Genomic DNA, 22,272 nt, shown 5'->3' on the forward strand with positions numbered 1-22,272 from the left:
CTGTATTCCGGAAAGTGCGTGACTTTCAAGGAGCGCCCGGGGCGAGTTCGGCCAGCGGATGCGCTCCTACCGCCCGTTCATTCGCAGCACGGACACCGCGTTCGCCGTGACGTAGCCGCGCCAGTCGAGCGCAGCGGCAGGCGAGTAGCTTGCATAGTCGACGTCCCATCCGCCGTCCGCCGATTGAGCGCCCTCCAGCCGGTCCAGGTCGCGGGAGACCGCATCCGGGTCGAGCAGGTCGCGGACCGGACGACCTGGCTCCGGCGCATAGTCGAGCAGGTGCAGCGTCTCGCCTTCCGATCCGCCGTCGACAGGCACGGCGCCGTCGCCAGGAACGAACCGGGCGAGGTGGGCGAGCAGGTCGCGCGCCTCCGGCCGGGAGTCCGAGGCCGCATCCAGGAGTTGCAGCGAGAACGAGAGCACATACGCGAACGGCGCGGAGTCGATGCGCCCGATCGCGTCGAAGCAGTAGCGCGTCGCGGCCAGAAGCCACGGATGGTCGAGCACGGTCGCGTCCTGTCTGGCCACCCGGTGCGCCCGCGCCGCGATGGCGGCGGTGAGCTGCAGTGACGATTCCCCAGGGTCCGCCTGCACCCAGAACGGCGCGCAGGCGGTGGGGTCCTCGATCGGCAGCGCGAACGGGAGCCCGCCGTCCGGCAGGGTCACCGCATCCAGCCAGTCGAGGAGGCTCCCGAGCTGCGCCGTCGCGACCGGCGCGGCGTCCGCGATCACCTCGAGCGCGTGCTGTGCGCCTCCCGGCTGGCTCTCCGCCGCCCGCAGATCGGGCTCCAGCCCCCAGCCGAATCCGCCGTCGGCGTTGCGATACCCATCGAGGGCCGCGGCGAGCGCGCGCTTGGCGGCGTCGCCGCCACCTGCCGCCACCTCGAAACGCCGGCGGTCGAGGACGCGGGCGTGCGCGGCCATGAACGATGCGGCGCTGGCCAGGTCGATGCTCATGCCTCGACACTGCCACGCCGTCGGCCGAAAAGGAATCCACTATTCAGTCTTGCTATCTACCGGTACTCGGCGTTACTATCTACCAGTACCAAGCACCACTGAGTAGCAAGGAGGAGTGCCGTGGGCAAACAAGCGACAGAGATGCTCAAGGGAACACTCGAGGGCATCGTCCTGGCCATCCTGGCCGGGAGGTCGGCATACGGCTACGAGATCACCGCGTGGCTGAGAGACCAGGGCTTCTCCGACATCGCCGAGGGCACCATCTACGCCCTGCTCGTCCGCATCGAGCAGCGCGGCCTCGTGGATGTGGAGAAGGTCCCGTCCGAGAAGGGACCGCCCCGAAAGGTGTACTCCCTCAACGATCAGGGCCGGGACTACCTCGACGAGTTCTGGACCACCTGGAGCTTCCTGGCCGAACGGCTGGAACGCCTCAGGAACACCGGCCGGACACCCGGCCAGACCGACGAACAGACACACGAACAGACCGAGACAGAAGGACAGTAGCAATGGTTGCCAAGTGGATCGAAGCCCTCACCGGCTCTCTCGAACAGAAGAAGCAGTACAAGCAGGCCGTCGCCCGCGTCGACGCCCTCCCCGAGCCGTACCGCAGCTCGGCCAAGGCGGTCAACCGGTACTTCATGTACTACGGCGGCATCACGGACGGGGACACGCTGGTCACGATGATCAGCGACCACACCGACCTCTGGGAGCGCGCATCCATCGACGGCACGCCGGTCCGCGACATCGTCGGCGACGACCCGGTGGAGTTCGCCGAGACGTTCGCGGCGTCGTACTCCGGCACCCAGTGGATCGACAAGGAGCGCGCCCGCCTCACCAAGGCGATCGACGCGGCCATCAGCGGAACGGCAGTTCCCGACGACAAGGAGACAGACGAATGAGCACGACGGCCATCCCCGCTCCCGCCATCCGGGTGCAGGGCATCGAGAAGTCCTTCAAGGATGTGAGCGTGCTGCGCGGCGTCGACTTCGACGTGGCAGCGGGCAGCATCTTCGCCCTGCTCGGCTCGAACGGCGCGGGCAAGACCACACTGGTGCGCATCCTGTCGACCCTGCTCAAGGCCGACGGCGGCACCGCGACAGTCTCCGGCTTCGACGTGGCCGCCAAGCCGGGGGAGGTGCGAGAGTCCATCAGCCTCACCGGCCAGTTCGCGGCAGTGGATGAGATCCTCACCGGCAGGGAGAACCTCATCCTGGTCGCCCGGTTGCGCCACCTGAAGAACCCGGGAGGCATCGCAGACGACCTGCTCGCCCGCTTCTCGCTCACCGACGCAGGCAACCGCAAAGCGTCGACGTACTCCGGCGGGATGCGTCGTCGACTGGACATCGCGATGAGCCTGATCGGCAACCCGCCCGTCATCTTCCTCGACGAACCGACGACAGGGCTCGACCCGCAGGCGCGCATCGAGGTGTGGCAGACGGTCAAGCAGCTCGCGGGCCAGGGCACCACGGTGCTCCTCACCACGCAGTACCTCGACGAGGCCGAGCAGCTCGCCGACCGCATCGCGATCCTGCACAAGGGCACGATCATCCAGAACGGAACGCTCGCCGAGCTCAAACAGCTCCTCCCGGCCGCGAAGGTCGAGTACGTGGAGAAGCAGCCGTCGCTCGAGGACGTGTTCCTCGCTCTCGTCGGCGAGACCGGCGAGACCGGCGAGACCGAAACCGCACGAAAGGAAAACCGATGACCACCCACGTCCTCAGCGACACCGGCGTCCTGACCGGTCGTTCGCTGCGCCACATCCTCCGCAGCCCGGACACGATCATCACAACGGTGGTCACTCCCATCGCGCTGATGCTGCTCTTCGTCTACGTGCTCGGCGGCGCCATCCACACCGGCTCCGACGAGTCGTACGTCAACTACATGCTCCCCGGCATCCTGCTGATCACCATCGCGTCCGGGGTCGCTTACACCGCGTACCGGCTGTTCCTCGATCTGCAGGGCGGCATCTTCGAGCGGTTCCAGTCCATGCCGATCTCACGGTCGAGCGTGCTCTGGGGGCACGTGCTCACCTCGCTCGCGGCGAACCTGGTCTCCGTGGCCGTCGTCATCGGCGTCGCTCTGATCATGGGCTTCCGCACCGGAGCATCGTTCGGCGCGTGGCTCGCGGTCGCCGGCATCCTGATCCTGTTCACGCTCGCGCTGACCTGGATCGCAGTGATCGCCGGACTGTCGGCGAAGACAGTGGATGGGGCGAGCGGCTTCAGCTACCCGCTCATCTTCCTGCCGTTCATCAGCTCGGCGTTCGTCCCCACCGAGACGATGCCCGCCCCCGTCGCCTGGTTCGCGGAGAACCAGCCTGTCACATCCATCGTCAACACCATCCGGGCGCTGTTCGCGCAGCAGCCGGTCGGCGGGGACATCTGGATCGCCCTGGCCTGGCTCGTCGGCATCCTCGTGGTCGCGTACGGCTTCGCCATCGTGATCTACCGACGCAAGATCAGCTAGCGACAAGACAAGACGCCCTTAAACAAATAGTGTGTACCTGAATCAAACATGGAGCATCTGAACCACGCTCCCGGGATCGCCGCCCTGCGGCGATTCCGTCGTTACGCACGACGCTGTGATCGGTGGTCACGGCAGGTTGGGGCACTTCGTGACTGTCGCAGACCTTGGGCGAATCCTGCGCCGCCCCGCAGTGATCGTGGCCGCCTTGTTCGGACTGAGCGGCGTGCTCGCCCTCGCCGCGGTCCAGGTCACCTCCGCGTCGTTCACGGATGCGTCGGCCATCCGCCTCGGCACGGGCGGCGCGATCGGCGGAAGCTATGACATCGCCCTCCTCGACCAGGACGGCACGCTCGACCAGGGCGACCCCGTCCCGCTCATTCTCGACACCTCGTCCACCGGAGCCATCGCCGTCACCACGACACCGACGGCCGCCGTGGAGACCAGGGTGGTGACGACCACAGCGGCCTCCGGCCCTGTGCAGCTCACGCTCTACAACGCGTACCCAGGCACCAGACCGGCAGACCCCCGGAGGAACAGGACCGGGCGCCGAACCGTACGACTCCGCGCTGTACACGATCACGGTCGACGGCGTCGTCGTGGCGAACCGCGTCCCGGCTGCGACCGTCAACGCGACGCCCCCGGCCCTCACCGGGTGGACGCAATCGGTTCCCAAAACGGTCGAGATCCGGATGTCCCTCCCGCACGCGCTCGGCAATCCGTACCTCTTCAACCGGTCCCTCGTCCTCGGCGTCCGGTTCGACGGAGCGACGTCGTGAGGGCGGCCGCCACCGCATCCGGGCTGGCCGTCGTGTTCGCCGCACTGCTCGCCTCCGGCGGGCTCCCTGCCACCTCCGCGGCGTACACCGACACCGCTCGCGCCGAGACCTCGCCGACCGCGACGCCGCTGCTCACCCAGTCCACGGCAATGACGCCGACCAACACTTATCTGGCGAACACGGCCTCCGCGCTGCAAGACGACGGCACGCTGTGGGTGTGGGGCTTCCGCGGCAACGGACTCGCCGGAAACGGCACCCTGACCGTCGCATCCACAGCGCCGCCGACCCCGGTGATGCTCCCGAACGACGGCTACGCAGGGGCGGACCGCCGCTACATCGTGAAGGTCGCGGGCACCAGCCTCGACAACTTCTACCCCACCGATATCAACTACACCGGCATGGCGGCGCTCTCGGACGATGGCCAGGTGTACACCTGGGGCGGCAACGCCACGCGCAACGTGATGGGACGGCCGAGCACGCCGACGCCGTACACGCAGCCGGGACTCGTCTCCATCCCCGGAACCGTCGTGGACCTGCGCTCGAGTTCCGGCGTCTTCATGGCGCTCACCAGCACGGGCGATCTCTACACCTGGGGCTACGCCCAGGCCCGCGGCATCACCGGCCAGGGCACCCCGACGGCCTCCTCGGCCACTCCGTCCGTCATCATGTCCGGCGTGCACAGCATCGGCGCCGGGACGTGGAACGGCTGGGCCGTGCGCGGGAATTTCGACGCAAGCGACCCGAACACCGGCGTGTTCTGGTGGGGCTGGGCCAATGCGGGGGCCGCGTACGCCTCCGACCCGTCCGGCGACAACCTCGGCACCAACCGCAACGCCCCGTACCGGTCCACGATGCTGTCTCCGTTCGCCCAGTCGGGATGCGACACCGTTGGCGTGGTCATGGGTTCTGCCGATGACCAGTGCACGATCCAGTCGTTGACAGGCCACTACTACGGCAACCAGCTCCTGATCGACGGCGGCACCCTGCTCACCTGGGGTGACGCCACCAACTTCGGCACCGGCCGACCGTACGTCTCCGGTCCGCTCAGCGCGCAGCCGCTCACACTCGACCTGGGCGGAGAGACAGCGGTCGCGATCGCGCCCACCCAGGACTACGTGCTGGTGCGCTGCTTGAGCGGACGCGTCTACGTCTACGGCCGGTACTCGTACGGGCGCGGACCGAATCCCGTCACGGGCGCGGCGTCCACGACCGATGTGGTCACCCCTGCCCCGATCGTGCCGCTCGGATCGGACATCGTCGCGATCGGCTCGTTCGGCTACTCGGGCACCAGCCTGAGCGGCGACCACACCTTCACGTCCTGGGGCGGCGGAACAGGCGGCGGCAACAACAACACGTACTCGTCGATCCGCAACGACTGGGTGAACAACACCGTCCCGACCGTGCCCGTGCAGGGACTCACGACGATGCCGACACCCGGGTCCTGACCGCTACTCGGCCGGCGACGGGTCCGGGAGCTCGTGCGGACGGTACCGGGGGAGGCGCGCCGCGGGGATAATCGCCACGGCGCTCACCCCCGCGAGCAGCAGGAGGCCCAGCCGGAGGGCGTTGAGGCGGGCGTCCTCGTTGATCTGGACTGCCGCATCCACTTGGGCCGGGGTGGCGTCGGTCTTCGCGAGCACGTCGCGGAGCCGGTCGTTGCTGACGAAGTTGACGCTGTCGAGGTCGACCTGCGACGTCAGCGACTTCGGCAGCTCGGGATGCGCGATCACAGCCTGCCCGACGTTCAGCCCCAGGATGGTGACGAGCAGCGCACCGGCGAACGCGGTGCCGACCGCCGACGCGAGGTTCTGCGTCGTGCCGCGCACCGAGCCGACATCGCCGGCGAGCTCTTTCGGAGACGCGGTGACCAGCACATTGAACACCAGCGTGACCAGCGCCCCCTGCCCGATGCCGAACACGATGAGCCCCAGGATGGTCGGGAACGTCTCCCAGTTGTTGGTCACGACGAACGACAGCCACAGCAGCGCCGCCGTGGTCAGCACGAACGAGAAGATGCCGATCGCGCGCGGGCTGTACCGCTTGTAGAACCGCACCACGAGGGTCGCGGTGACGAAGACAGTGAGGTTGAACGGGATCATCGCCAGCGACGTATCGAACGGTGTGCGCCCCTGCACGATCTGCGTGTAGAGCGGGATGGTGAAGTTGATGGCTGCTTCGAGCAGCACGATGATGAACATCGCGTACACCGCCGAGCGTTCCCGCGACGAGCGCAGGACGCTCAGTGCGATCAGCGGGACCTTCCCCGTCTTGGTGCGGCGGCGGGTCCACAGGAAGAACGCCTGGCCGAGCACGATGCCGACGACGATGAACACGATCGCCGGAGACAGCCCGAGAATGTCGAACGGCGCATCCGGCCGCGCTTCGATGACGCCCCAGGCGTTCAGGTTGTTGAAGCCCAGCGTGAGCAGCACGATGCCGAGACCGATCAGGACGGCGCCCACGATGTCGATCTTGATGCTGCTGTCGCCGCGATCCGACCGCAGTGAGAAGCTGAGGATGAACACCACAACGGCCAGCACCACCAGGATGGCGAACACCGGGCGCCAGCCCACCAGGGTTCCGAGCGCGCCGCCGATGAAGAACGCACTGAAGCCGGAGATCGCCCTGGCCGATCCGAGAGAGCCGATCGCCGTGGCCTGCTGCGTGCCCCGGTAGTTCTCGGCGATCAGGGCGACGAGCGCCGGCACGATGATCGCGGCTGACGCACCGGCGAGCGCCTGCGCGCCGATCACCCAGCCGACGGTCGGCGCGAAGATCATCATCACCTCTGCGAGGGCGAACAGGCCGATCACGATGCGGAAGATCAGCACCCAGCCGATGCGCTGCCCGAGCTTGGCACCGACCATCACGAGTGCGGCGACCGCGATGCCGTACATGACGATCGCCGTGCTGACAGTGGTGGGCGGCACTCCGAAGTCGTCCACCATGCCGCCGAGCGACACGGGGAGGGCGGCGACGTTGAACGACATCAGGATCTGCGCGCAGAACAGCGCGATCATCGGCCGCCAGGACGCCTTCTCGATCGCCGGAGCGTTCGTCTCTGCTGTGCTCATCTGTTGTGTCCTTCTGCTGAGTGGTGCACGTCCGACGAGAAGAGGTTCAATCCGAGGCTGCGGGAGAGGAACGCCGTCGCGCGCTGGCCCCTGACACTGTTGCCCGCCGCATCCAATGGGGGAGAGAACGTGCCGATTCCCGCCTTGCCGGGCGCGATGGCGACCAGGCCGCCCGCGACGCCGGACTTGCCCGGCATCCCGATCTCGAACAGCCACTCCCCCGAACGCTCGTACAGCCCGCTCGCGGCGAGCACCGAGAGCGTGTCGCGGCAGACGTGCGCCGAGACCACGCGCTCCCCCGTGACGGGATTGACACCGCCGTCCGCGAGGGTGGCGCCCATCACGGCGAGGTCGCGCGCCGTCACCAGCAGCGAGCACTGACGGGTGTAGACGTCGACCACCTCGTCGGGGTCGGCGGTGATCCTGCCGTAACTCTCCAGCAACCGCGCGATGGCCCGGTTGCGCTGGTTGGTGGCGGTCTCCGAGTCGTAGACGGCGGTGTCCAGCTCCAGCTTGCGCCCGGCGAAGCGTGACAGCCCGTCCTGGATGAACGCCCAGCGCTCCTCCGCCGTCCCTCCTGGGACGAGGGCGGTCGTGGCCAGCGCGCCGGCGTTGACCATCGGGTTCATCGGATGCCCCTCGTTGAGCTCGATGGCCATCACCGAGTTGAAGGCGAGACCGGTGTTGTTCACTCCGACGCGTTCGAGCGCCAGCTCGTGCCCGAGTTCGTCGCAGACCAGCGCGTACACGAATGCCTTCGAGATGGACTGGATCGAAAACGCGTGATCGACGTCGCCCGCTCCGTGCATCGCGCCGTCGACCTCGGCGACGCAGACGCCGAAGAGCCCAGGGTCGGCGTCGGCCAGCGCTGGGATGTAGTCGGCGACCGTTCCCGCGGTCACGCCCGCGTTGCGCTGGTGGGCCTTCTGCACCAGCGCTTCCACGTCGTCCCACCCCGGCAGCGTGCCGGTGGAGACCCGCTCGTCGACGCCGTCCACATCCAGTTCCACGTGGGTTCCCCTCCCCGCGATGCCGGCACGGTCGGTGCGGCGGCATCGGCCTGTCGCGCTCATCCTTTCGCCATTCGGTGCCGGGCGCAACAAACGTCGCGCCGTGTGTCGGGCGCGCTGGTGCAGCGCTGGTGGTCACGCAGGCGGTCGTGCAGGCGGTCGCGCTGACGGCCTGCGGAGGGTAACCTATATGAAAGTCGCGTTCACCTACGAAAGTTGATCTCATGTCCGACCTCGCCGCCCGCGGTGCATCCCGCACTGCCTGGATCCGCTCCCGGATGCCTCTCCTCGCCGCCGCGCGGACGGAGTTCGCCGCATCCCGGCCGTTCGCCGGACACCGCATCGGGATGTCGCTGCACCTGGAGCCGAAGACCGCCGTCCTGCTCGAAGTGCTCGCTGCGGGCGGGGCCGAGATCGTGGCCACGGGCAACCACGGCTCGACGCAGGACGACGTCGTCGCGTTCCTCCGAGAGCAGGGAATGACCGTGCACGGCCGCCGAGACGACACCATCGACGAGCATCACGCCAACGTCGCCGCCGTGATCGCGGCGCAGCCCACCATCCTGCTCGACAACGGAGCCGACCTCGCCGCCGGCATCGTGGAGGCCGGACGGGCCGGAACAGTCGTCGGCGGCACGGAGGAGACGACGAGCGGCGGGGTGCGGCTGCGGCGCGAGCTGGCCGGTTCGGTGCCGTTCCCGATCATCGTGATCAACGACAGCATGCTCAAGGCGGTCGGCGAGAACCGGCACGGCGTGGGCCAGTCGGTGGTGGAGAGCATCATGCGGATCACGAACCTGATGATCCCCGGCCGCCGCTTCGTGGTCGCGGGCTACGGCTGGTGCGGGCGCGGGATCGCGCAATACCTGCGGGCATTCGGCGGCAAGGTCGCCGTGGCCGAGATCGACGAGCTGAAGATGTTCGAAGCGGCGCTCGACGGCTACCGGGTGGCCCCGCTCGCCGACCTCGCCGACTGGGGCGAGGTGTTCGTCACGGCGACCGGCTTCCCCGACATCGTGACGCCGGAGATCATCGACCGCCTCCCCGACGGCGCGGTGCTCGCCAACGCCGGGCACTTTCCCTGGGAGATCGACACCGCCTCCCTCTACGCCGCGGCGAGCGCCGTGACGACCCTGGATGCGGCGATCGAGCAGGTGACCATGCCGGACGGCCGGCAGATCGTGCTGCTGGCGGAGGGCCGCATGGTGAACCTCGCCGGCCGCGAGCCGAAGGGCAACTCGCTGGAGGCGATGGACCTCGGGTTCCTGCTGCAGTCACTGTCGCTGGAGCGCGTGGCGACGGCGGCAACGACACTGGATGCGGGCGCGCAGCCGGTCCCGGACGACATCGAGCGCACGATCGCCCGGCGCTTCCTCCGTGCGGTCGGGGCGGATCGCTGAGGGGAGGGGTGGGCGTCGGGGTGCGCGGTGCGACGGGCGGTGGGGCGCGCGGTTCGGCGGGCGGCCGGGTGCGCGGAAGCGTGCGCGGCGCCGAGTGCGGCGGGGTGCGCATCCCGAATCGGCCATACTGACGTTCATGGCGCCGTCTCCTTCTTCGCAGCCCGAATACGCGGTCCCCGCCCTCGACAAGGCTCTGGACATCCTGGAGTACCTGGCGGCGGAGCCCGGCGAACGCTCGCAGACCGAGATCGCGGACGCTGTCGGGCGCAGTGTGAGCCAGATCTTCCGGGTGCTGACCACGCTGGAACGGCGCGGCTACCTCTACCGGGATCGCGCATCCGGTCTGTACGGAGTCTCGCTCGCGCTGTTCGACCTCGCGCACCGGCAGCCGCCCCTGCGCGGACTGATCCGTCTGGCGATGGGACCGATGCGCGACCTCGCGGACGCGGTGGCCCAGTCCTGCAACCTCGGTGTGCGCGACGGCGACGCCGTCCGGGTGATCGCCCAGGCGGAGTCCCCGGCGAACTTCGGGTACCTGGTGCGAGTCGGCGCCCTGTTCCCGCTCGACACGGCGGCGGGTCTCGTGCTCACCGGCGCCGCCGACGAGAACGACGAGAACGACGACGTGATCACGCGTCCCGACCCGGTGCAGGATGCGGTTACCGACGTGGTCGCCGCGATCCGGGATGCGTCCGGCGCGACAGTCGCGACGCTGACCGTGCCGTACATCGGCACCTCGTACAGCGCGCATCCCCTGGCCGACGTGGTCGCTGCCGCACGCGAGGCGGCCGCCGTGATCTCGGGGCGGGTGCAGGGGGCTGACCGCGGGTGACCGCGGGTGACCGCGGCTCCGCTCGGACGGAGAACAGCGACGACACGCCGCCGGAAGCTCCGTTCGGAAGGAGATCCCGGGCGGGCGGGGGCGTTTCTCCGTTCGGAAGGAGATCAGGGGAGGAGACCGGCGTCGATGCGCGACGCGGGTGATTCTCCGTTCGGAAGGAGAATTCGGGCGGGCGGAGGCGAGACTCCGTTCGGAAGGAGAATTCGGGCGGGGGCGCGGACGATTCTCCTTCCGGACGGAACGGGTTGTCGACCGGAGGGCGCGCGCGGGTGCACGATAGGGACGTGGTCGACCCGATGGATGTGCGTATCGTGCTGATGGACAGCGCGTCGGCGGCCGCGCTCGCGCAGATCCTGCCCCTGCTGCTGCTGACGCTCATGGTGGAGCTGCGGAGGCTGGAACTCCACCGGCGCGGCAAGTCCATCCGGCGCACGCGGGTGCTGCTCGGGCTGTTCTTCCTCGTCTTCGGCGTCATCGAGTGCGCACTGGTGCTGTCGATCGACGGTGCGCTCGTGCCGTTCCAGTGGGGCGACCTGCTGGCGTCGCTGGCGATCTTCGGGCTGCTCGCGATCCTGTTCTGGCTGTCGCTGCAGGAGTCGCCCTCCCGGTCGAAGCGCTCCCGCGACGACGTCCTCTGACCGGCGCTGGTCGCCTCCCCGACCCGACCCGACCCGACCTGACCCGACCCGACCGACCCGCGCCGGTCGCCTCCCCGACCCGACCCGACCCGACCGACTCGCACCGGTCGCCGACCCGCCCCGTCCCGCCCAGCCCCGCCCCAACACTGGTAGTACCGCTACCGGTAGTGCTACTATCACCACATGCTCATCACCGAACTCGCCGAGACCACCGGCACCCCCTCCGCCACGATCAAGTACTACGTGCGCGAGGGTCTCCTGCCGGCCGGGGAGCGCCTCAACGGCAACCGCACCGAGTACGGCGATGCGCACATCCACCGGCTGCGCCTCATCCGCTCCATGCTCGAGGTCGGCCACCTGTCCGTCAGCTCCGTCGCGCAGGTGCTCGCCGCTCTCGACGACCCGGATGCACCCATCGCGCACACCTTCGACGTCGCGCAGCAGGCACTCTCCCGCGCGGCCGTGCCCGACGTCTCCGAGCCGACCGCCGCATCCATCGCCCGCATCGACGCCCTGATCGGGCGCGCGGGGTGGGCGGGATGCGAGGACAACATCGGCACGGAGATCGCCGCCCGCGTGCTCGACGCGTTCGTGCACGCCGGCTATCCGCTCCCCGACAGCTATCTCGACGCCTACGCGGCGGCAGCCCGTCTGGCAGCCGACGCCGATCTCGGCGCGGTCGCGGCTCTGCCCGACCCGTCGCGGATGGCCGAGCTCATGGTGATCGGCACCGTGCTCGGCGATTCCCTCGCCCTCGGCCTGCGGCGCATCGCCCAGGCCGCCGCAACCTCGGAGAGAAGGCTCTCATGAAGTCCGTCTTCGCCTGGCACCGTCCGCTCATGACGGTCGCCGCCCTCATGGTCGTGAGCACCATCGTGTGCGTCGTCGGCCTGCTCGTGGACCAGAGGCAGGTCCTCGGCGCCGACACCTGGCTCAAGCCGCTCAAGTTCTCGCTGTCGATCCTGCTCTACAGCGTGACCTGGGCGTGGCTGATCGCGCACCTCCCCCGCTTCCGCCGCCTGGCGCACGGCGCAGGCACGGTCGTCGCGGTCGCCCTGATCGTGGAGCAGGTGGCGATCGTCGGCGCCGCAGCGGTCGGCACGACCAGCCACTTCAACGTGTCGAACGGCGTCTCCGCTGCGGTGTGGGGCATCATGGCGGTCTCGATCACCGTGCTCTACGTCGGCACGTTCCTCACCACGATCGCGGTGTTCTTCCTGCGCCTGCCCACCGCATCCACCACCGTCGCTGTTCGGGCCGGCGCGGCCGTCGCCCTCGTCGGCATGGGCCTCGCCTACCTGATGACAGGCCCGACGGCCGCCCAACTGCACGACTTCCAGGGCATCGCCGGCGCCCACACCGTCGGGCTCGCCGACGGAGGACCCGGCCTCCCCCTGCTCGGCTGGAGCACGGTGGGCGGCGACCTCCGCATCCCGCACTTCGTCGGGATGCACGCGCTGCAGGTGCTGCCGCTGTTCGCCATCGCGCTCGGCTGGCTCGGGCGGCACTGGCGCGTGCTCTCCGACGACCGGGTGCGGCTGCGCCTCGTGGTGGTGGCGACGGTGGTCTACGCGGCGGTCGTGACACTCGTGACGTTCCAGGCTCTCGCCGGACAGTCGATCGTGCACCCGGACGGCGTCTTCCTCGCCGGAGGCTGGGCGATCCTCGCGGGCGGGATGCTCGCCGCGGCTGTGGTGCTGGCACTCGGGATGCGATCGAGCACGCATCCGACGCTGCACGCGGGAGCGACGGCATGACCCGCGGCGGTTGGATCGGCGCTGGCTGGAACGGGAGGGCCGCGTTCTTCCTGGTGCTGGCGATCGTGGGGCTCGTCGGCGCGTGGACGTTCAACGTCGCCGCCATCGCCGGCCGGCGCGACTTCGTTGGTGACTGGCTGCAGAGCGGCCCGGCCGTCCTCTCGCTGACGGTGGATGTGCTGATCACCGCCATCGCAGCGGTCGCGTTCATGCTGTTCGAGAGCAGGAGGCTCGGGATGCGGCTGGTGTGGGTGTACGTGGTGCTCATCCCGCTGGTGGCGCTGGCGTTCGCACTGCCGCTGTTCTTGGCGATGCGGGAGCGGGCGCTGGTGGCGCGGCGGAGTGCGGGTGGCGCGGGTGCGGGTGGCGCGGGCGGCGCGGGCGACGCGGGCGACGCGGGCGACGCGGGCGACGCGGGCGAAGCCACCGCGGGCGGCGCGGGTGGCGCTGGCGACGCCACCGCGGGCGGTACCACCGCGGGCGGCCCGGCCGCAGACGGCACCGCAGACGGCGCGAACCCAGGCGGCGCTGCGTGATCGCGGCGGGCCGCGCCGCCGACCGGGATGCGTGCATCCGGTTGTGGCTCGATGCCGTCGCCGAGCGCGACGGTCGGCCTGCCCCCACCGGCACCGCGGAGCGCTGCGCGGCGAAGTTTGCCAGAGCCACGGTGTCCTTTCTGGTCGCCCGCGACGGCGCCCGCGACGACGACGGCGACGTCACCGGGTTCGCCCTGGTGACCGAGCCTGGCAGCGGAGCCGCGACCGACCCGCCAGACGCCGCATACCTCGCCATGCTGGCCGTCGCCCCCGGTGCACAGGGTGCCGGGCTGGGCGCGCAGCTCCTCGACGCCGCCACCGGGGATGCGCGTGCCGCCGGGCACACCGCCCTGGTCTTGCACGTGCTCGCCTCCAACGCCGCCGCCGTGCGGCTGTACGCCTCGCGCGGGTGGGCGCAGCGCGGGCCGGGGCACGCGCATCCACTGAGCGGGGAGCTGTCGCAGACGGTCACCGTTGCGCTCTGACAGTCGCGGAGGCGCGTCGTCGGTGCCACGAGCCCGACCGTTTGATGCTTGCACTCAGCTAATGGGTACGGCGTTCGCCGGTCTGTTTCTAGTCGGCGTCGCCAACTCTATACAGCCTCGCAATCGCACGATTGTGTCGGGGTCAGCGGGTAACACCCCGCCGAGATCGCATTCAGCGCCCCGATCGGCGACCATAATCGCAAATCTTCGCTCTTAACCGACGAGAGTTGCACTAGACGCACGAACTTCCGTCCAAGTGGACACAAGATTGATACCGCGGGTCGTCACCAATGGGTGTCGCGACCGATCTGCCATATGTGCTTGTGGTCCTCGTTAGCATGTGCTCATGTTGCACAATCAACGTCGTGAGCAGCGAGAGCGCAAAGAAGCAGAGGCTGCTGGTGCGAGCTTTTGGACGGAGGAGTTTTCCGCTGAGTTCCGCATTCAGCTTGAGCGGTACGTCCGCGGAACCTTCGGTGGGTCGACTGGCGGTCACATCCTCATCCGGACGCGGGAGTTGATTCTCGACGACGAGGGCCTTCGGACTCTCACCGGCCTGAGCGCGGATATGGACACTAGCCGGTATATCGACACCTGCTACGACTACATGATGCCGACTGTCGTCGAGGCGATTGGGGAAGCGATCGGCGGCTATCTTCTCGCGCTTTACCAGCACGACCCGGCCGGGCCTCGGGTTCGTCGCGCGGGAGAGGAGCACTACGAAACGTTCGTCAACGAACGCCTCGAGCGACACCGCATCAGCTATGAGTACATCGGCGGTGAGATGGTTGAGAAGAACTCTCTTGAGCTCCACGCCGAAGTCGTCGCGCCAGCACTCCGGTTGCTTGGAGGTCGTGAAGGGTGGGACAAGGTCGAGGCGGCCTATCAGGATGCCCTCGGCGAGTTGCACGGCGGATCTCCGGCCGACGCGATCACCGATGCTGGCACCGCGATGCAGGAAGCGCTAGAAGCACTCGGATGCAAGGGCAATGCACTCGGCCCGCTCATCGTCGACGGGCGAAAGAAGGGTCTTTTCGCGTCACACGACGAACGGCTCACCCACGCGCTCGACGACATGATGCAGTGGGTTTCCGCCGACCGCAGTTCAATGGGCGATGCTCATCACTCCACCTCGCCACTCCCAGAAGATGCCTGGCTTACCGTCCACATCGTTGGCGCTCTCATCGTTCGCCTCGCCAATAGCACCAAGCGCGCCTGAGCCCGGGCTAACGCCTGCGGTAGTCTGCGCGCGCCCGAGAACCGGCTACGCACTCACACGCCGAAGATGCCGTATACGCCAGCGATCTTGTTCCCCTCGGCCAGCCGCCGCTGTTGGGTTTGCTTGAGCGAGCGGGATTCGCTCTGGCCCGCCGTGCGCGTGACGCCGTGGATGACAATCGCCACGGGCAGTTCGTCGTGCGCGACCAACTGCTCACTGAGCGCTGGCCGTCGTAGTGTGCAGGAAGTGATCGCAATCGGTCACCGACACGCGGGTGTACTTGTTTGCGTCGAGATCGGTGATCGAGATACCGATGTCGGCGGCGTTCACGCGATCACATGACTCGGCGCCGTGCGGCTCCCGCGCGACGAAGACGTTCCCATCGGGACAGTCGATCGACTCACATGTGGATTGTTGCGAGCCTGGCGGCAGATGAGGGCGTAATTGCCAGTCAGTCACAGAAGCCGCCTCCGCCGTTGACGCTCCAGTACCGCGCGATGAGTGCTTCCGATGAAGGCACGCGCGGCAGACACCCAGGCAACAAGGAGGTCGCTATATGATCCACCCTCAAAACCTGCGCACGGCCGCAACGACAAGATGAGAGCGTCGGGGTTTCACGATGTCAGCAACGACCAGCCGCTGCTGCGTCACCACCCTGGCGGTCTTAATCAGCTTCGATTTACTCGAACAAATGTTCGAAAGTTAATGGTTCAATAGGAGCATCCCTGAACCCTTTGGAGGCTGTCATGAGCATGACGCACGCGACCGACATCGTCTCTGTCTGGACCGACAATGGCAGGCCCACCCGCCTTGTCTGGCGAGGCACCCGCTACGTCGTCACCGATCAGCCCACGCCGCTGCAGGAGGTCGCCTGGCATGACGCGCTCACGCATCCGGCGGGGAGACTCGCGGGCTGGCGGTTCCAAGGCTGCTCGGTCGCCGACGGCGACGTGCGGATGTTCGACGTCCGGCCCACAGGCGACGGCCGCTGGGAATTGCTGCGAACGTACGCCTGATCGCGGGCACGGCCCTAGGATCGTCGCATGTCGCTGCTCACGATCCTCGCGTTCGCCGGGCTGTGCGCGGTGCTCGCGCTCACGCCGGGGCCGGACACGTTCCTCGTGCTCCGCTACAGCATGGGCCGCGCTCGCGACGGATTCGCCGCCGCGGTCGGCTGCTCGCTCGGGTCGCTGGTGTGGGCCGCGCTCGTCGCCATCGGGCTGGCGACGCTGCTCGAACAGTCGGCCGAAGTGTTCCGCATCGTGAAGATCGTGGGCGGGCTGTACCTGATCTACCTCGGCGTGATGGCGTTCGTGGCGACGCGCAGGAGCGCCAGGGCGGCAGCGGCAGCGGAGGCAGCAGCGGAGGCAGCAGCGGCGGCAGCGGCAGCGGAGGCAGCAGCGGCGGCGGAGACGGCGGCGGCCGAGACCGCAGCGACCTCAGGCACAGCGGGCGACGCGGGTTCCACCGCAGCGACCTCAGACGCAGCGGGCGGCGCCCGTCCCACCGCCCCGATCGCAGGAACCGGCCGCGGCTGGTCCGTCCGCAGCCTGCTGGCCGGGATGCTCTCCACCCTGCTGAACCCGAAGGTCGGCCTGTTCTTCCTCGCCGTCGTGCCGCAGTTCGTTCCCGCGCACGCCGGCCTCGGCGAGACGATGCTGCTCGGCGCCGTCGACGCGCTCGTCTCCGTGGCCTACCTGGGTGTCGTGGTGCTGCTGGCGTCCCGGATGGTCGCCTGGCTGAAGCGGCCCAGGGTCACCCGCGTGCTCGAACGCGTTTCGGCGGCCATCCTCGCCGCACTCGGAATCGGCACGGTCGCCGCTGGCGCCGAGGGCTGACCGCGCCGCTCGCGCGCGTGTCCAATACGCTCGTACGGTGACGATTCGAGCGGCACAGACCACGGACATCCGGGCCATCCAGGGCATCGAGCGCGCGGCGGGCGAGGCGTTCCGCAGCATCGGGCTCGCCGACATCGCCGACGACGACCCGCCCTCCGCCGACGAACTGGCGGCGCACATCCGGGGCGGCGGAGCACTGGTCGCGGTCGACGGGACGGACACGCCCGTCGCCTACCTGCTGGTCGAAGCGCTCGGAGGACGCGCCCACATCGAGCAGGTGTCCGTGCATCCGTCGCACGCGCGCCAGGGGCTCGGCGCGCGGCTGATCGAGGTCGCCGACGAATGGGCCAGCTCGCGCGGCCTCGCCGGGCTCACGCTGACCACCTTCGCCGATGTGCCATGGAACGCGCCGTACTACGCACGGCTGGGCTTCCAGGTGCTGCCCGACGACGCCGTGGGCGACGAACTGCGCGAACGGGTGCGCGAGGAGGAGGCGCACGGACTCGGGCTCGCGGAGTGGCCGCGCGTGGTGATGGCGCGCACCCCCGGACGGATGGTCGCCCACCGCGGACGCAGAGTCACGTGCGCGCCGTCCTCGTCCGCCAGAGTGGAACGGTGACGACAGACACCTCTCCCATCCGGGCCACTTCCCCCGCACCGACCGCCCCCGCCCACGCGCGCACGCACTGGGTGGCGCTCATCGTCATGCTGCTGACTAGTTTCGTGCTGGTCACCGCCGAGTTCCTGCCGTCCGGTGTGCTGACCGCTATGGCCGCGGAGCTCGGGGTGACGCCCGGGCAGGCGGGGCAGACCGTGACCGTCACCGCGTTCGTCGGGTTCCTCGCGGCGCCCACCATCGGCATCCTCATCCCGCGGATGGATCGGCGCACGCTGCTCGTGCTCGTCGCCGTGCTCGCCGCGGTCTCCAACCTGGCGGTCGCCGTCGCGCCGTCGCTGTGGGTGCTGCTCGTGGCGCGCCTGCTCATCGGGGTGGCCATCAGCGGGTTCTGGTCGATGTCGCTGACCGTCGCGGCGCAGCTCGCCAGCCCCGACCGGCTCGGCCGAGCGATGACCATCGTGAGCGCGGGGATGACGCTCGCGGTCGTCGCCGGCGTGCCGGTGGGTGTGTTCCTCACCGAGATCATCGATTGGCGCGGCGTCTTCTTCGGCGCTGCTGCACTGACCGCCATCGTCGCCGTCGCCCTGCGCCTGTCGCTCCCGCCGATCGCTCCGGCAGCGGCGTCGAGCCTGCGGATCCTCGGCGACACCCTGCGGCGGCCCGGCGTGCGGCAGGGGCTCGCCGGTCACATCCTGATCGTGTTCGGTCACTTCATGGCGTACACGTTCATCCGGCTCGCCCTCGACCAGGTGCCTGGGCTGGACACGGGCCTGGCCGCCGGGCTGCTGGTGCTGTTCGGCATCGGCGGCGTGGTCGGCAACCTCGTGGTCGGCGCGCTCGCCGACCGGTTCCTCGGCCTGCTGCGCTACCTGCAGCCCGCCTTCATCGCCTTCGCGATCCTGCTCTCGGTGGTCGGGCAGGGCTCCGTCATCGTCGTCGCCATCGCGGTGGCGGTGTGGGGGTTCGGCTTCGGGGCGTGGCCTGCGGTCATCAACACCTGGGCCGGCCGCTACATCCCGGACCGGCTGGAAGCAGCGGGCGGCCTGGTGGTCGCCGGGTTCCAGCTCGCGATCACGCTGGGGGCCGGCATCGGCGGCATCCTGGTCGACAGCGTGGATGTGCGCACCACGTACGTCGTGGCGGTGATCGTCGTCGCGGTGGGCGTGGTGCTGTTCGGCAGTGCGGGGCGACGCCGGGCCGTGCAGGGCTGAGCGCCGGGCGGGCCGGGCTGAGCGCCGGGCTCCGCAGCGTGGACGAGGCGGCGGCTCAGCTCGCCCGCTGCCGCCACACCGACGGGACGGAGCCGGTGTGCCTCCGGAAGGCGCGGCTGAACCCCGCGTCCGACTCGTACCCGAGCATCCTGGCCGTCTCGCTCACGGTCAGCTCGTCGTTGGACAGGTAGGACATCGCCGCGTCCATCCGCACCTGCGCGAGGTAGCTCGCGGGCGACTGGCCGACCTGCTGGCGGAAGCGCTCGGCGAAGGTCGTCCGCGACATCGCCCCGACGGCCGCGAGGTCGCCCACCGTCCAGGGATGCCCGGGGTCGCCGTGCATCGCGTCGAGCACGCGGGCGACGAAGGGGTCCTCGACGGGCGCCGGCCAGTTCGCCGGAGCGCAGTCGCCCTCCGCCCAGGCGCGGATCGCCACGGAGACGATGGTCGTCGCCATTCGCCCGCAGATCACACTGTCGCCCGCCCGCCCCGGCTGCGCAGGGCAGCCCATCCGGGAGGCGAGGAGAGCGATGGCGGGATCGAGGTCCGCCAGCCTGTTCACGCCGATCAGCTCCGGCAGCAGGTCGAGCGCACGGGAGCCGCCGACGGGCCGCAGCTCGGAGACGACGACCTGCGCCGCCGACTCGGCAGACAGCTCGACGGGGTGGCGGCCGGGCGTGAAGACCACGTCGCCGGTCGCGAAGGTGAGCGACACGGCCTGCGGACCGGTCGAGCGCACGCGCGCGGCCCCGTCGACGACATAGAGGAACGTCGGCTTGGCGAAGCGGATGCCCGCGCCAGCGGCGAGCGCGTCACGGCGCGACTCGTCCACGTGCCATTCGAGCGTCGAGAGCAGCTCGTCGAGTGTGGCGGGGGAGGTCAGCGCGGTGATCGTCACTCTGGCGAAAACAGTGCCGCGGACGTCGCTATTCCGCAGACACCCACCGGTAGAGCTGGCCGTCCCGGAGCTCGACGGACGCGGGCTCCGGCAGTTCGGCCAGCGCGGACAGCGCCGCCAGCACGTGGATGCGCCCCCGCAGCGTCGTGCCGTCCGGGAACGTCCAGTGCAGGTACGGGTGCAGGTTCAGCCGCGCGGCAGAGGGGTCGCCCGCTGCGACGGCCGCCCGGACGGCGGCGATCTGGGCATCCGGTGCGCTGTCGTGACTCATGCAGACGAGCCTCGCGTCTTCCCGCGCGGAAGGCAACAGGTCAGCCGCGGCGGGAGGCGGTCACCGTGAATTTCGCGTTGCGGGCGATCTGCCTGGTCGGCCCGACCGTGCGCTCCAGCGCGGCGCGGTAGCCGAGGTGCGAGTTCCACACGGTCCACAGTTCGCCGCCGGGGGCGAGCACGCGCGCGGCGTCCGCGAACATCCGGTGCGCGACGCCGGTGTGCACGGCGCTGCCGATGTGGAACGGCGGGTTGAGCACGATCAGGTCGGCGCTGCCGTCCGGCTGCCCCGAGAGCCCGTCGTCGCGGACGACCGCGACCCGGTCGGCGACGCCGTTGGCGGCGACGGTCGCCGTGGCGGAGGCGACGGCCGCGGCCGACTGGTCGGTCGCGATCACGCGCAGGCCCGGCCTGCGCAGAGCGAGCGTCGTGGCGAGGACTCCGGTGCCGCAGCCGAGGTCGACAGCCGTGCGAGCATGCGGGGCAGCGTCGTCGACCACGCTCAGCAGGAACCGGGTGCCGATGTCGATCGACGTGCCGGCGAAGGCGGCGCCGTGCGCGCACACCCACACGCCGAGCTCGTCGTCGTACGCGCGCTCCGGCCACCGCTCCCTGGCCGACGCGGCAACGGGAGCGACGGGATGCGGACGCTCCGCGGTCAGGACCCGCGCCTTCTGCCTGGCCAGCGACGCCGTGACGGAGCCGAACGCCGCTCCGAGCACACCGTTCATCGCCATGCTCATGTGTTTCAGCATCCCCCCGGCGTAGACCACGACCTCCGGATGCGCGTGCTCTGCCACCAGGGTCGCGATCTCGTCGAGCGCATCCAGGCTCCGCGGCAGCCGCAGCAGCACGACCCGCGCGTCACGGACGAGACCGGCGTCGAGCGGGTGCTGCGTGTATGCGTCGGCCAGGCCGAGCGCAGCGGCGTTGGCGGCGAGCGCCTGCTCGCCGGTCAGCGGGTCCTGGTGCACGCGGATGCCGCGCGCACCGCCGGCGGCCGCCGCGAGCGTGAGGGCGCCGTAGGTGTCGCCGACGACCACGAGACTGCCGGAGCTGTCGTGTAGCGCGGCGAGCGCATCCCGCGCCACCTCCGCGATCAGCCGGTCGGCCGCGTCCGACGCGAACAGGTTCTCGCCTTCCACGTCCGGCCACCGCCGCAACTCCGCATACTCGAACACGCGGTCAATTCTCGCAGCACGAGTCGTGCCGAAGGTGCGGTCGCCACCGTGCGCACCGCACGCTCGGCACGAGTCGTGCGCCGGTCAGAGCCAGTTGTTGCGGCGGAAGGCCCAGTAGAGGCCCACGCCGGTGGCGAGCATGAGCGCGAGCGCGAACGGGTAGCCGAACAGCCAGTGCAGCTCCGGCATGTGGTCGAAGTTCATCCCGTAGATCGTGCCGACCAGGGTCGGGGTGAACAGGATCGCCGCCCACGAGGAGATCTTCTTGACCTCGTCGTTCTGCGCCTGCCCCACCAGAGTCGTGTGCACCAGCAGCGCGTTCTGCAGGATCTGCCGGAAGCCGTCTGCCCGCTCCACGATGCGGATGACGTGGTCGTGCACATCCCGGAACCGGTCGCGCAGCGTCTCGTCGGCGCCGGACGCGGCCAGTGCATCCCGCAGGCTCTGCAGCACGGCGCCGAGCGGGTTGACCGCCCTCTGGAACGTCATGACCTCGGTGGACAGCTCGTAGATGCGGCGGGAGACGGTGCGATCACCGTTGAAGAGCTGGTCCTCGATCTCGTCGATGTCGTTCTCGAGTCCGGCGATCACCGGCGCGTAGTCGTCGACGATCTGGTCCAGGATGCCGTAAAGCACGGCGATCGGGCCGAGAGCAAGCAGGCGCTGCTCACGCTCCATCCTGTGCCGCACCACGGCGAGGTCCGGCCACTCGAAGTGGCGGACGGTGATGACGAACTGTTCGCCGAGGAACACGTGCACCTCGCCGAACTCGACCTTCTCCGTCTCGTCGATGTAGTGCGCAGGCCGCAGCGCCACGAACGTCGTCGCGCCGTACTTCTCCAGCTTCGCTCTCTGGTGGCCGCTCAGCGCATCCTCGACGGCGAGGTCGGGCAGCTCGAACTCGGCGGCGACCTCGCCCAGCTCGGTCTCGGTTGGTCGGTAGAGGCCGATCCAGGCGAAGCCGTTGCGCTCGTGCACGGTCTCGAACGTCTGCTCGAGCGAACTCGGGTCCGCGGTGCGCCGACCGTCCACGTACACGGCGTTGTCGACGATCATGGCGGGGGTTTCCTTCCGACGGGCTGCCGCAACGTTACCC

General features: G+C 69.5%; 26 protein-coding genes. 17 read left to right on the top strand and 9 right to left on the bottom strand.

What is annotated here, in order from left to right; genetic code table 11:
• Positions 1–66: 66 nt before the first annotated feature.
• Entirely contained in the window at positions 67–957 is an 891-nt protein-coding gene (locus ACYVGI_RS03945) for a hypothetical protein (RefSeq protein WP_460631345.1), read from the bottom strand.
• A gap of 120 nt (positions 958–1,077) precedes the next feature.
• On the opposite strand from ACYVGI_RS03945, the gene ACYVGI_RS03950 reads away from it, so the two are divergent.
• The 5 genes from ACYVGI_RS03950 (at position 1,078) to ACYVGI_RS03970 (ending at position 5,644) form a co-directional block, all read left to right on the top strand.
• Positions 1,078–1,461: a PadR family transcriptional regulator gene (locus ACYVGI_RS03950; RefSeq protein WP_460631346.1), complete on the top strand. Its 384-nt coding sequence runs from the start codon at positions 1,078–1,080 to the stop codon at positions 1,459–1,461.
• Positions 1,462–1,463: 2 nt separating this feature from the next.
• Positions 1,464–1,856, top strand: coding sequence for a DUF1048 domain-containing protein (locus tag ACYVGI_RS03955; RefSeq protein ID WP_460631347.1), 393 nt, complete (start codon positions 1,464–1,466; stop codon positions 1,854–1,856).
• Positions 1,853–2,662: an ABC transporter ATP-binding protein gene (locus ACYVGI_RS03960; protein ID WP_460631348.1), complete on the top strand. Its 810-nt coding sequence runs from the start codon at positions 1,853–1,855 to the stop codon at positions 2,660–2,662. The genes ACYVGI_RS03955 and ACYVGI_RS03960 overlap by 4 nt, the downstream gene beginning before the upstream one ends.
• On the top strand, positions 2,659–3,423 hold the full coding sequence (locus tag ACYVGI_RS03965) for an ABC transporter permease (protein WP_460631349.1): 765 nt from the start codon (positions 2,659–2,661) through the stop codon (positions 3,421–3,423). Before ACYVGI_RS03960 ends, ACYVGI_RS03965 begins: the two co-directional genes overlap by 4 nt.
• 148 nt (positions 3,424–3,571) lie before the next feature.
• The gene (locus tag ACYVGI_RS03970) at positions 3,572–5,644 is read left to right on the top strand and encodes an RCC1 domain-containing protein (protein WP_460631350.1); all 2,073 of its coding nucleotides are present in this window, start codon (positions 3,572–3,574) and stop codon (positions 5,642–5,644) included.
• Positions 5,645–5,647: 3 nt separating this feature from the next.
• Here the strand turns inward: ACYVGI_RS03970 and ACYVGI_RS03975 are convergent, their stop codons facing one another.
• Together ACYVGI_RS03975 and glsA are read right to left on the bottom strand one after the other, a co-directional pair.
• A complete protein-coding gene (locus ACYVGI_RS03975; RefSeq protein WP_460631351.1) occupies positions 5,648–7,273 on the bottom strand; it encodes an MFS transporter in 1,626 nt (541 codons plus the stop codon).
• A complete protein-coding gene (gene glsA / locus ACYVGI_RS03980) occupies positions 7,270–8,346 on the bottom strand; it encodes a glutaminase A (protein WP_460631352.1) in 1,077 nt (358 codons plus the stop codon). The genes ACYVGI_RS03975 and glsA overlap by 4 nt, the downstream gene beginning before the upstream one ends.
• Before the next feature lie 161 nt (positions 8,347–8,507).
• On the opposite strand from glsA, the gene ACYVGI_RS03985 reads away from it, so the two are divergent.
• From ACYVGI_RS03985 to ACYVGI_RS04020, 8 genes are all read left to right on the top strand, one after another.
• Positions 8,508–9,683 carry an adenosylhomocysteinase gene (locus tag ACYVGI_RS03985; RefSeq protein WP_460631353.1) on the top strand — a complete coding sequence of 392 codons (1,176 nt, stop codon included), beginning with the start codon at positions 8,508–8,510 and terminating at the stop codon, positions 9,681–9,683.
• A 136-nt stretch (positions 9,684–9,819) separates the two neighbouring features.
• Positions 9,820–10,515, top strand: a complete 696-nt coding sequence (locus tag ACYVGI_RS03990) for an IclR family transcriptional regulator (protein WP_460631354.1) — start codon at positions 9,820–9,822, stop codon at positions 10,513–10,515.
• A 278-nt stretch (positions 10,516–10,793) separates the two neighbouring features.
• Positions 10,794–11,162, top strand: a complete 369-nt coding sequence (locus tag ACYVGI_RS03995) for a hypothetical protein (RefSeq protein ID WP_460631355.1) — start codon at positions 10,794–10,796, stop codon at positions 11,160–11,162.
• 183 nt (positions 11,163–11,345) lie between these two features.
• Complete coding sequence (locus ACYVGI_RS04000; protein ID WP_460631356.1) at positions 11,346–11,972, top strand: MerR family transcriptional regulator; 627 nt, start codon at positions 11,346–11,348, stop codon at positions 11,970–11,972.
• Positions 11,969–12,919, top strand: coding sequence for a hypothetical protein (locus ACYVGI_RS04005; RefSeq protein WP_460631357.1), 951 nt, complete (start codon positions 11,969–11,971; stop codon positions 12,917–12,919). The genes ACYVGI_RS04000 and ACYVGI_RS04005 overlap by 4 nt, the downstream gene beginning before the upstream one ends.
• Positions 12,916–13,455 carry a DUF2834 domain-containing protein gene (locus ACYVGI_RS04010; RefSeq protein ID WP_460631358.1) on the top strand — a complete coding sequence of 180 codons (540 nt, stop codon included), beginning with the start codon at positions 12,916–12,918 and terminating at the stop codon, positions 13,453–13,455. Before ACYVGI_RS04005 ends, ACYVGI_RS04010 begins: the two co-directional genes overlap by 4 nt.
• Positions 13,452–13,940, top strand: a complete 489-nt coding sequence (locus ACYVGI_RS04015) for a GNAT family N-acetyltransferase (protein WP_460631359.1) — start codon at positions 13,452–13,454, stop codon at positions 13,938–13,940. Before ACYVGI_RS04010 ends, ACYVGI_RS04015 begins: the two co-directional genes overlap by 4 nt.
• A 346-nt stretch (positions 13,941–14,286) precedes the next feature.
• The gene (locus ACYVGI_RS04020) at positions 14,287–15,159 is read left to right on the top strand and encodes a hypothetical protein (protein WP_460631360.1); all 873 of its coding nucleotides are present in this window, start codon (positions 14,287–14,289) and stop codon (positions 15,157–15,159) included.
• A gap of 53 nt (positions 15,160–15,212) precedes the next feature.
• On the opposite strand, the gene ACYVGI_RS04025 is transcribed toward ACYVGI_RS04020, so the two are convergent.
• Both ACYVGI_RS04025 and ACYVGI_RS04030 read right to left on the bottom strand, forming a co-directional pair.
• On the bottom strand, positions 15,213–15,368 hold the full coding sequence (locus tag ACYVGI_RS04025) for a hypothetical protein (protein ID WP_460631361.1): 156 nt from the start codon (positions 15,366–15,368) through the stop codon (positions 15,213–15,215).
• Positions 15,369–15,372: 4 nt separating this feature from the next.
• The gene (locus ACYVGI_RS04030; RefSeq protein ID WP_460631362.1) at positions 15,373–15,618 is read right to left on the bottom strand and encodes a hypothetical protein; all 246 of its coding nucleotides are present in this window, start codon (positions 15,616–15,618) and stop codon (positions 15,373–15,375) included.
• Positions 15,619–15,905: 287 nt separating this feature from the next.
• On the opposite strand from ACYVGI_RS04030, the gene ACYVGI_RS04035 reads away from it, so the two are divergent.
• From ACYVGI_RS04035 to ACYVGI_RS04050, 4 genes are read left to right on the top strand one after another with little or no spacing between them, the layout of a single operon-like run.
• Complete coding sequence (locus ACYVGI_RS04035) at positions 15,906–16,175, top strand: DUF6504 family protein (protein WP_460631363.1); 270 nt, start codon at positions 15,906–15,908, stop codon at positions 16,173–16,175.
• A gap of 27 nt (positions 16,176–16,202) precedes the next feature.
• Positions 16,203–16,997 (top strand): LysE family translocator, encoded by a 795-nt coding sequence (locus ACYVGI_RS04040; RefSeq protein ID WP_460631364.1) that lies wholly within the window; start codon positions 16,203–16,205, stop codon positions 16,995–16,997.
• 37 nt (positions 16,998–17,034) lie between these two features.
• Complete coding sequence (locus ACYVGI_RS04045; RefSeq protein WP_460631365.1) at positions 17,035–17,616, top strand: GNAT family N-acetyltransferase; 582 nt, start codon at positions 17,035–17,037, stop codon at positions 17,614–17,616.
• Entirely contained in the window at positions 17,613–18,827 is a 1,215-nt protein-coding gene (locus ACYVGI_RS04050) for an MFS transporter (RefSeq protein ID WP_460631366.1), read from the top strand. Before ACYVGI_RS04045 ends, ACYVGI_RS04050 begins: the two co-directional genes overlap by 4 nt.
• Before the next feature lie 55 nt (positions 18,828–18,882).
• On the opposite strand, the gene ACYVGI_RS04055 is transcribed toward ACYVGI_RS04050, so the two are convergent.
• The 4 genes from ACYVGI_RS04055 to corA all read right to left on the bottom strand — a co-directional run bounded on the left by ACYVGI_RS04055 (position 18,883) and on the right by corA (position 22,232).
• Positions 18,883–19,725 (bottom strand): AraC family transcriptional regulator, encoded by an 843-nt coding sequence (locus ACYVGI_RS04055; protein WP_460631367.1) that lies wholly within the window; start codon positions 19,723–19,725, stop codon positions 18,883–18,885.
• Positions 19,726–19,753: 28 nt separating this feature from the next.
• Positions 19,754–19,996, bottom strand: a complete 243-nt coding sequence (locus ACYVGI_RS04060) for a hypothetical protein (protein ID WP_460631368.1) — start codon at positions 19,994–19,996, stop codon at positions 19,754–19,756.
• A 40-nt stretch (positions 19,997–20,036) separates the two neighbouring features.
• On the bottom strand, positions 20,037–21,176 hold the full coding sequence (locus ACYVGI_RS04065) for a class I SAM-dependent methyltransferase (protein WP_460631369.1): 1,140 nt from the start codon (positions 21,174–21,176) through the stop codon (positions 20,037–20,039).
• A gap of 84 nt (positions 21,177–21,260) precedes the next feature.
• A complete protein-coding gene (gene corA / locus ACYVGI_RS04070) occupies positions 21,261–22,232 on the bottom strand; it encodes a magnesium/cobalt transporter CorA (RefSeq protein WP_460631370.1) in 972 nt (323 codons plus the stop codon).
• Between the last annotated feature and the right edge of the window lie 40 nt (positions 22,233–22,272).

The sequence above is a fragment of the Leifsonia lichenia genome, assembly GCF_054780215.1.

Coding starts and splice junctions, on each gene's coding strand:
- ACYVGI_RS03945 (WP_460631345.1), bottom strand. CDS start 957: ATGAGCATCGACCTGGCCAGCGCCGCATCGTTCATGGCCGCGCACGCC.
- ACYVGI_RS03955 (WP_460631347.1), top strand. CDS start 1,464: ATGGTTGCCAAGTGGATCGAAGCCCTCACCGGCTCTCTCGAACAGAAG.
- ACYVGI_RS03960 (WP_460631348.1), top strand. CDS start 1,853: ATGAGCACGACGGCCATCCCCGCTCCCGCCATCCGGGTGCAGGGCATC.
- ACYVGI_RS03965 (WP_460631349.1), top strand. CDS start 2,659: ATGACCACCCACGTCCTCAGCGACACCGGCGTCCTGACCGGTCGTTCG.
- ACYVGI_RS03975 (WP_460631351.1), bottom strand. CDS start 7,273: ATGAGCACAGCAGAGACGAACGCTCCGGCGATCGAGAAGGCGTCCTGG.
- glsA (WP_460631352.1), bottom strand. CDS start 8,346: ATGAGCGCGACAGGCCGATGCCGCCGCACCGACCGTGCCGGCATCGCG.
- ACYVGI_RS03985 (WP_460631353.1), top strand. CDS start 8,508: ATGTCCGACCTCGCCGCCCGCGGTGCATCCCGCACTGCCTGGATCCGC.
- ACYVGI_RS03990 (WP_460631354.1), top strand. CDS start 9,820: ATGGCGCCGTCTCCTTCTTCGCAGCCCGAATACGCGGTCCCCGCCCTC.
- ACYVGI_RS04000 (WP_460631356.1), top strand. CDS start 11,346: ATGCTCATCACCGAACTCGCCGAGACCACCGGCACCCCCTCCGCCACG.
- ACYVGI_RS04005 (WP_460631357.1), top strand. CDS start 11,969: ATGAAGTCCGTCTTCGCCTGGCACCGTCCGCTCATGACGGTCGCCGCC.
- ACYVGI_RS04010 (WP_460631358.1), top strand. CDS start 12,916: ATGACCCGCGGCGGTTGGATCGGCGCTGGCTGGAACGGGAGGGCCGCG.
- ACYVGI_RS04020 (WP_460631360.1), top strand. CDS start 14,287: ATGTTGCACAATCAACGTCGTGAGCAGCGAGAGCGCAAAGAAGCAGAG.
- ACYVGI_RS04035 (WP_460631363.1), top strand. CDS start 15,906: ATGAGCATGACGCACGCGACCGACATCGTCTCTGTCTGGACCGACAAT.
- ACYVGI_RS04040 (WP_460631364.1), top strand. CDS start 16,203: ATGTCGCTGCTCACGATCCTCGCGTTCGCCGGGCTGTGCGCGGTGCTC.
- ACYVGI_RS04060 (WP_460631368.1), bottom strand. CDS start 19,996: ATGAGTCACGACAGCGCACCGGATGCCCAGATCGCCGCCGTCCGGGCG.
- corA (WP_460631370.1), bottom strand. CDS start 22,232: ATGATCGTCGACAACGCCGTGTACGTGGACGGTCGGCGCACCGCGGAC.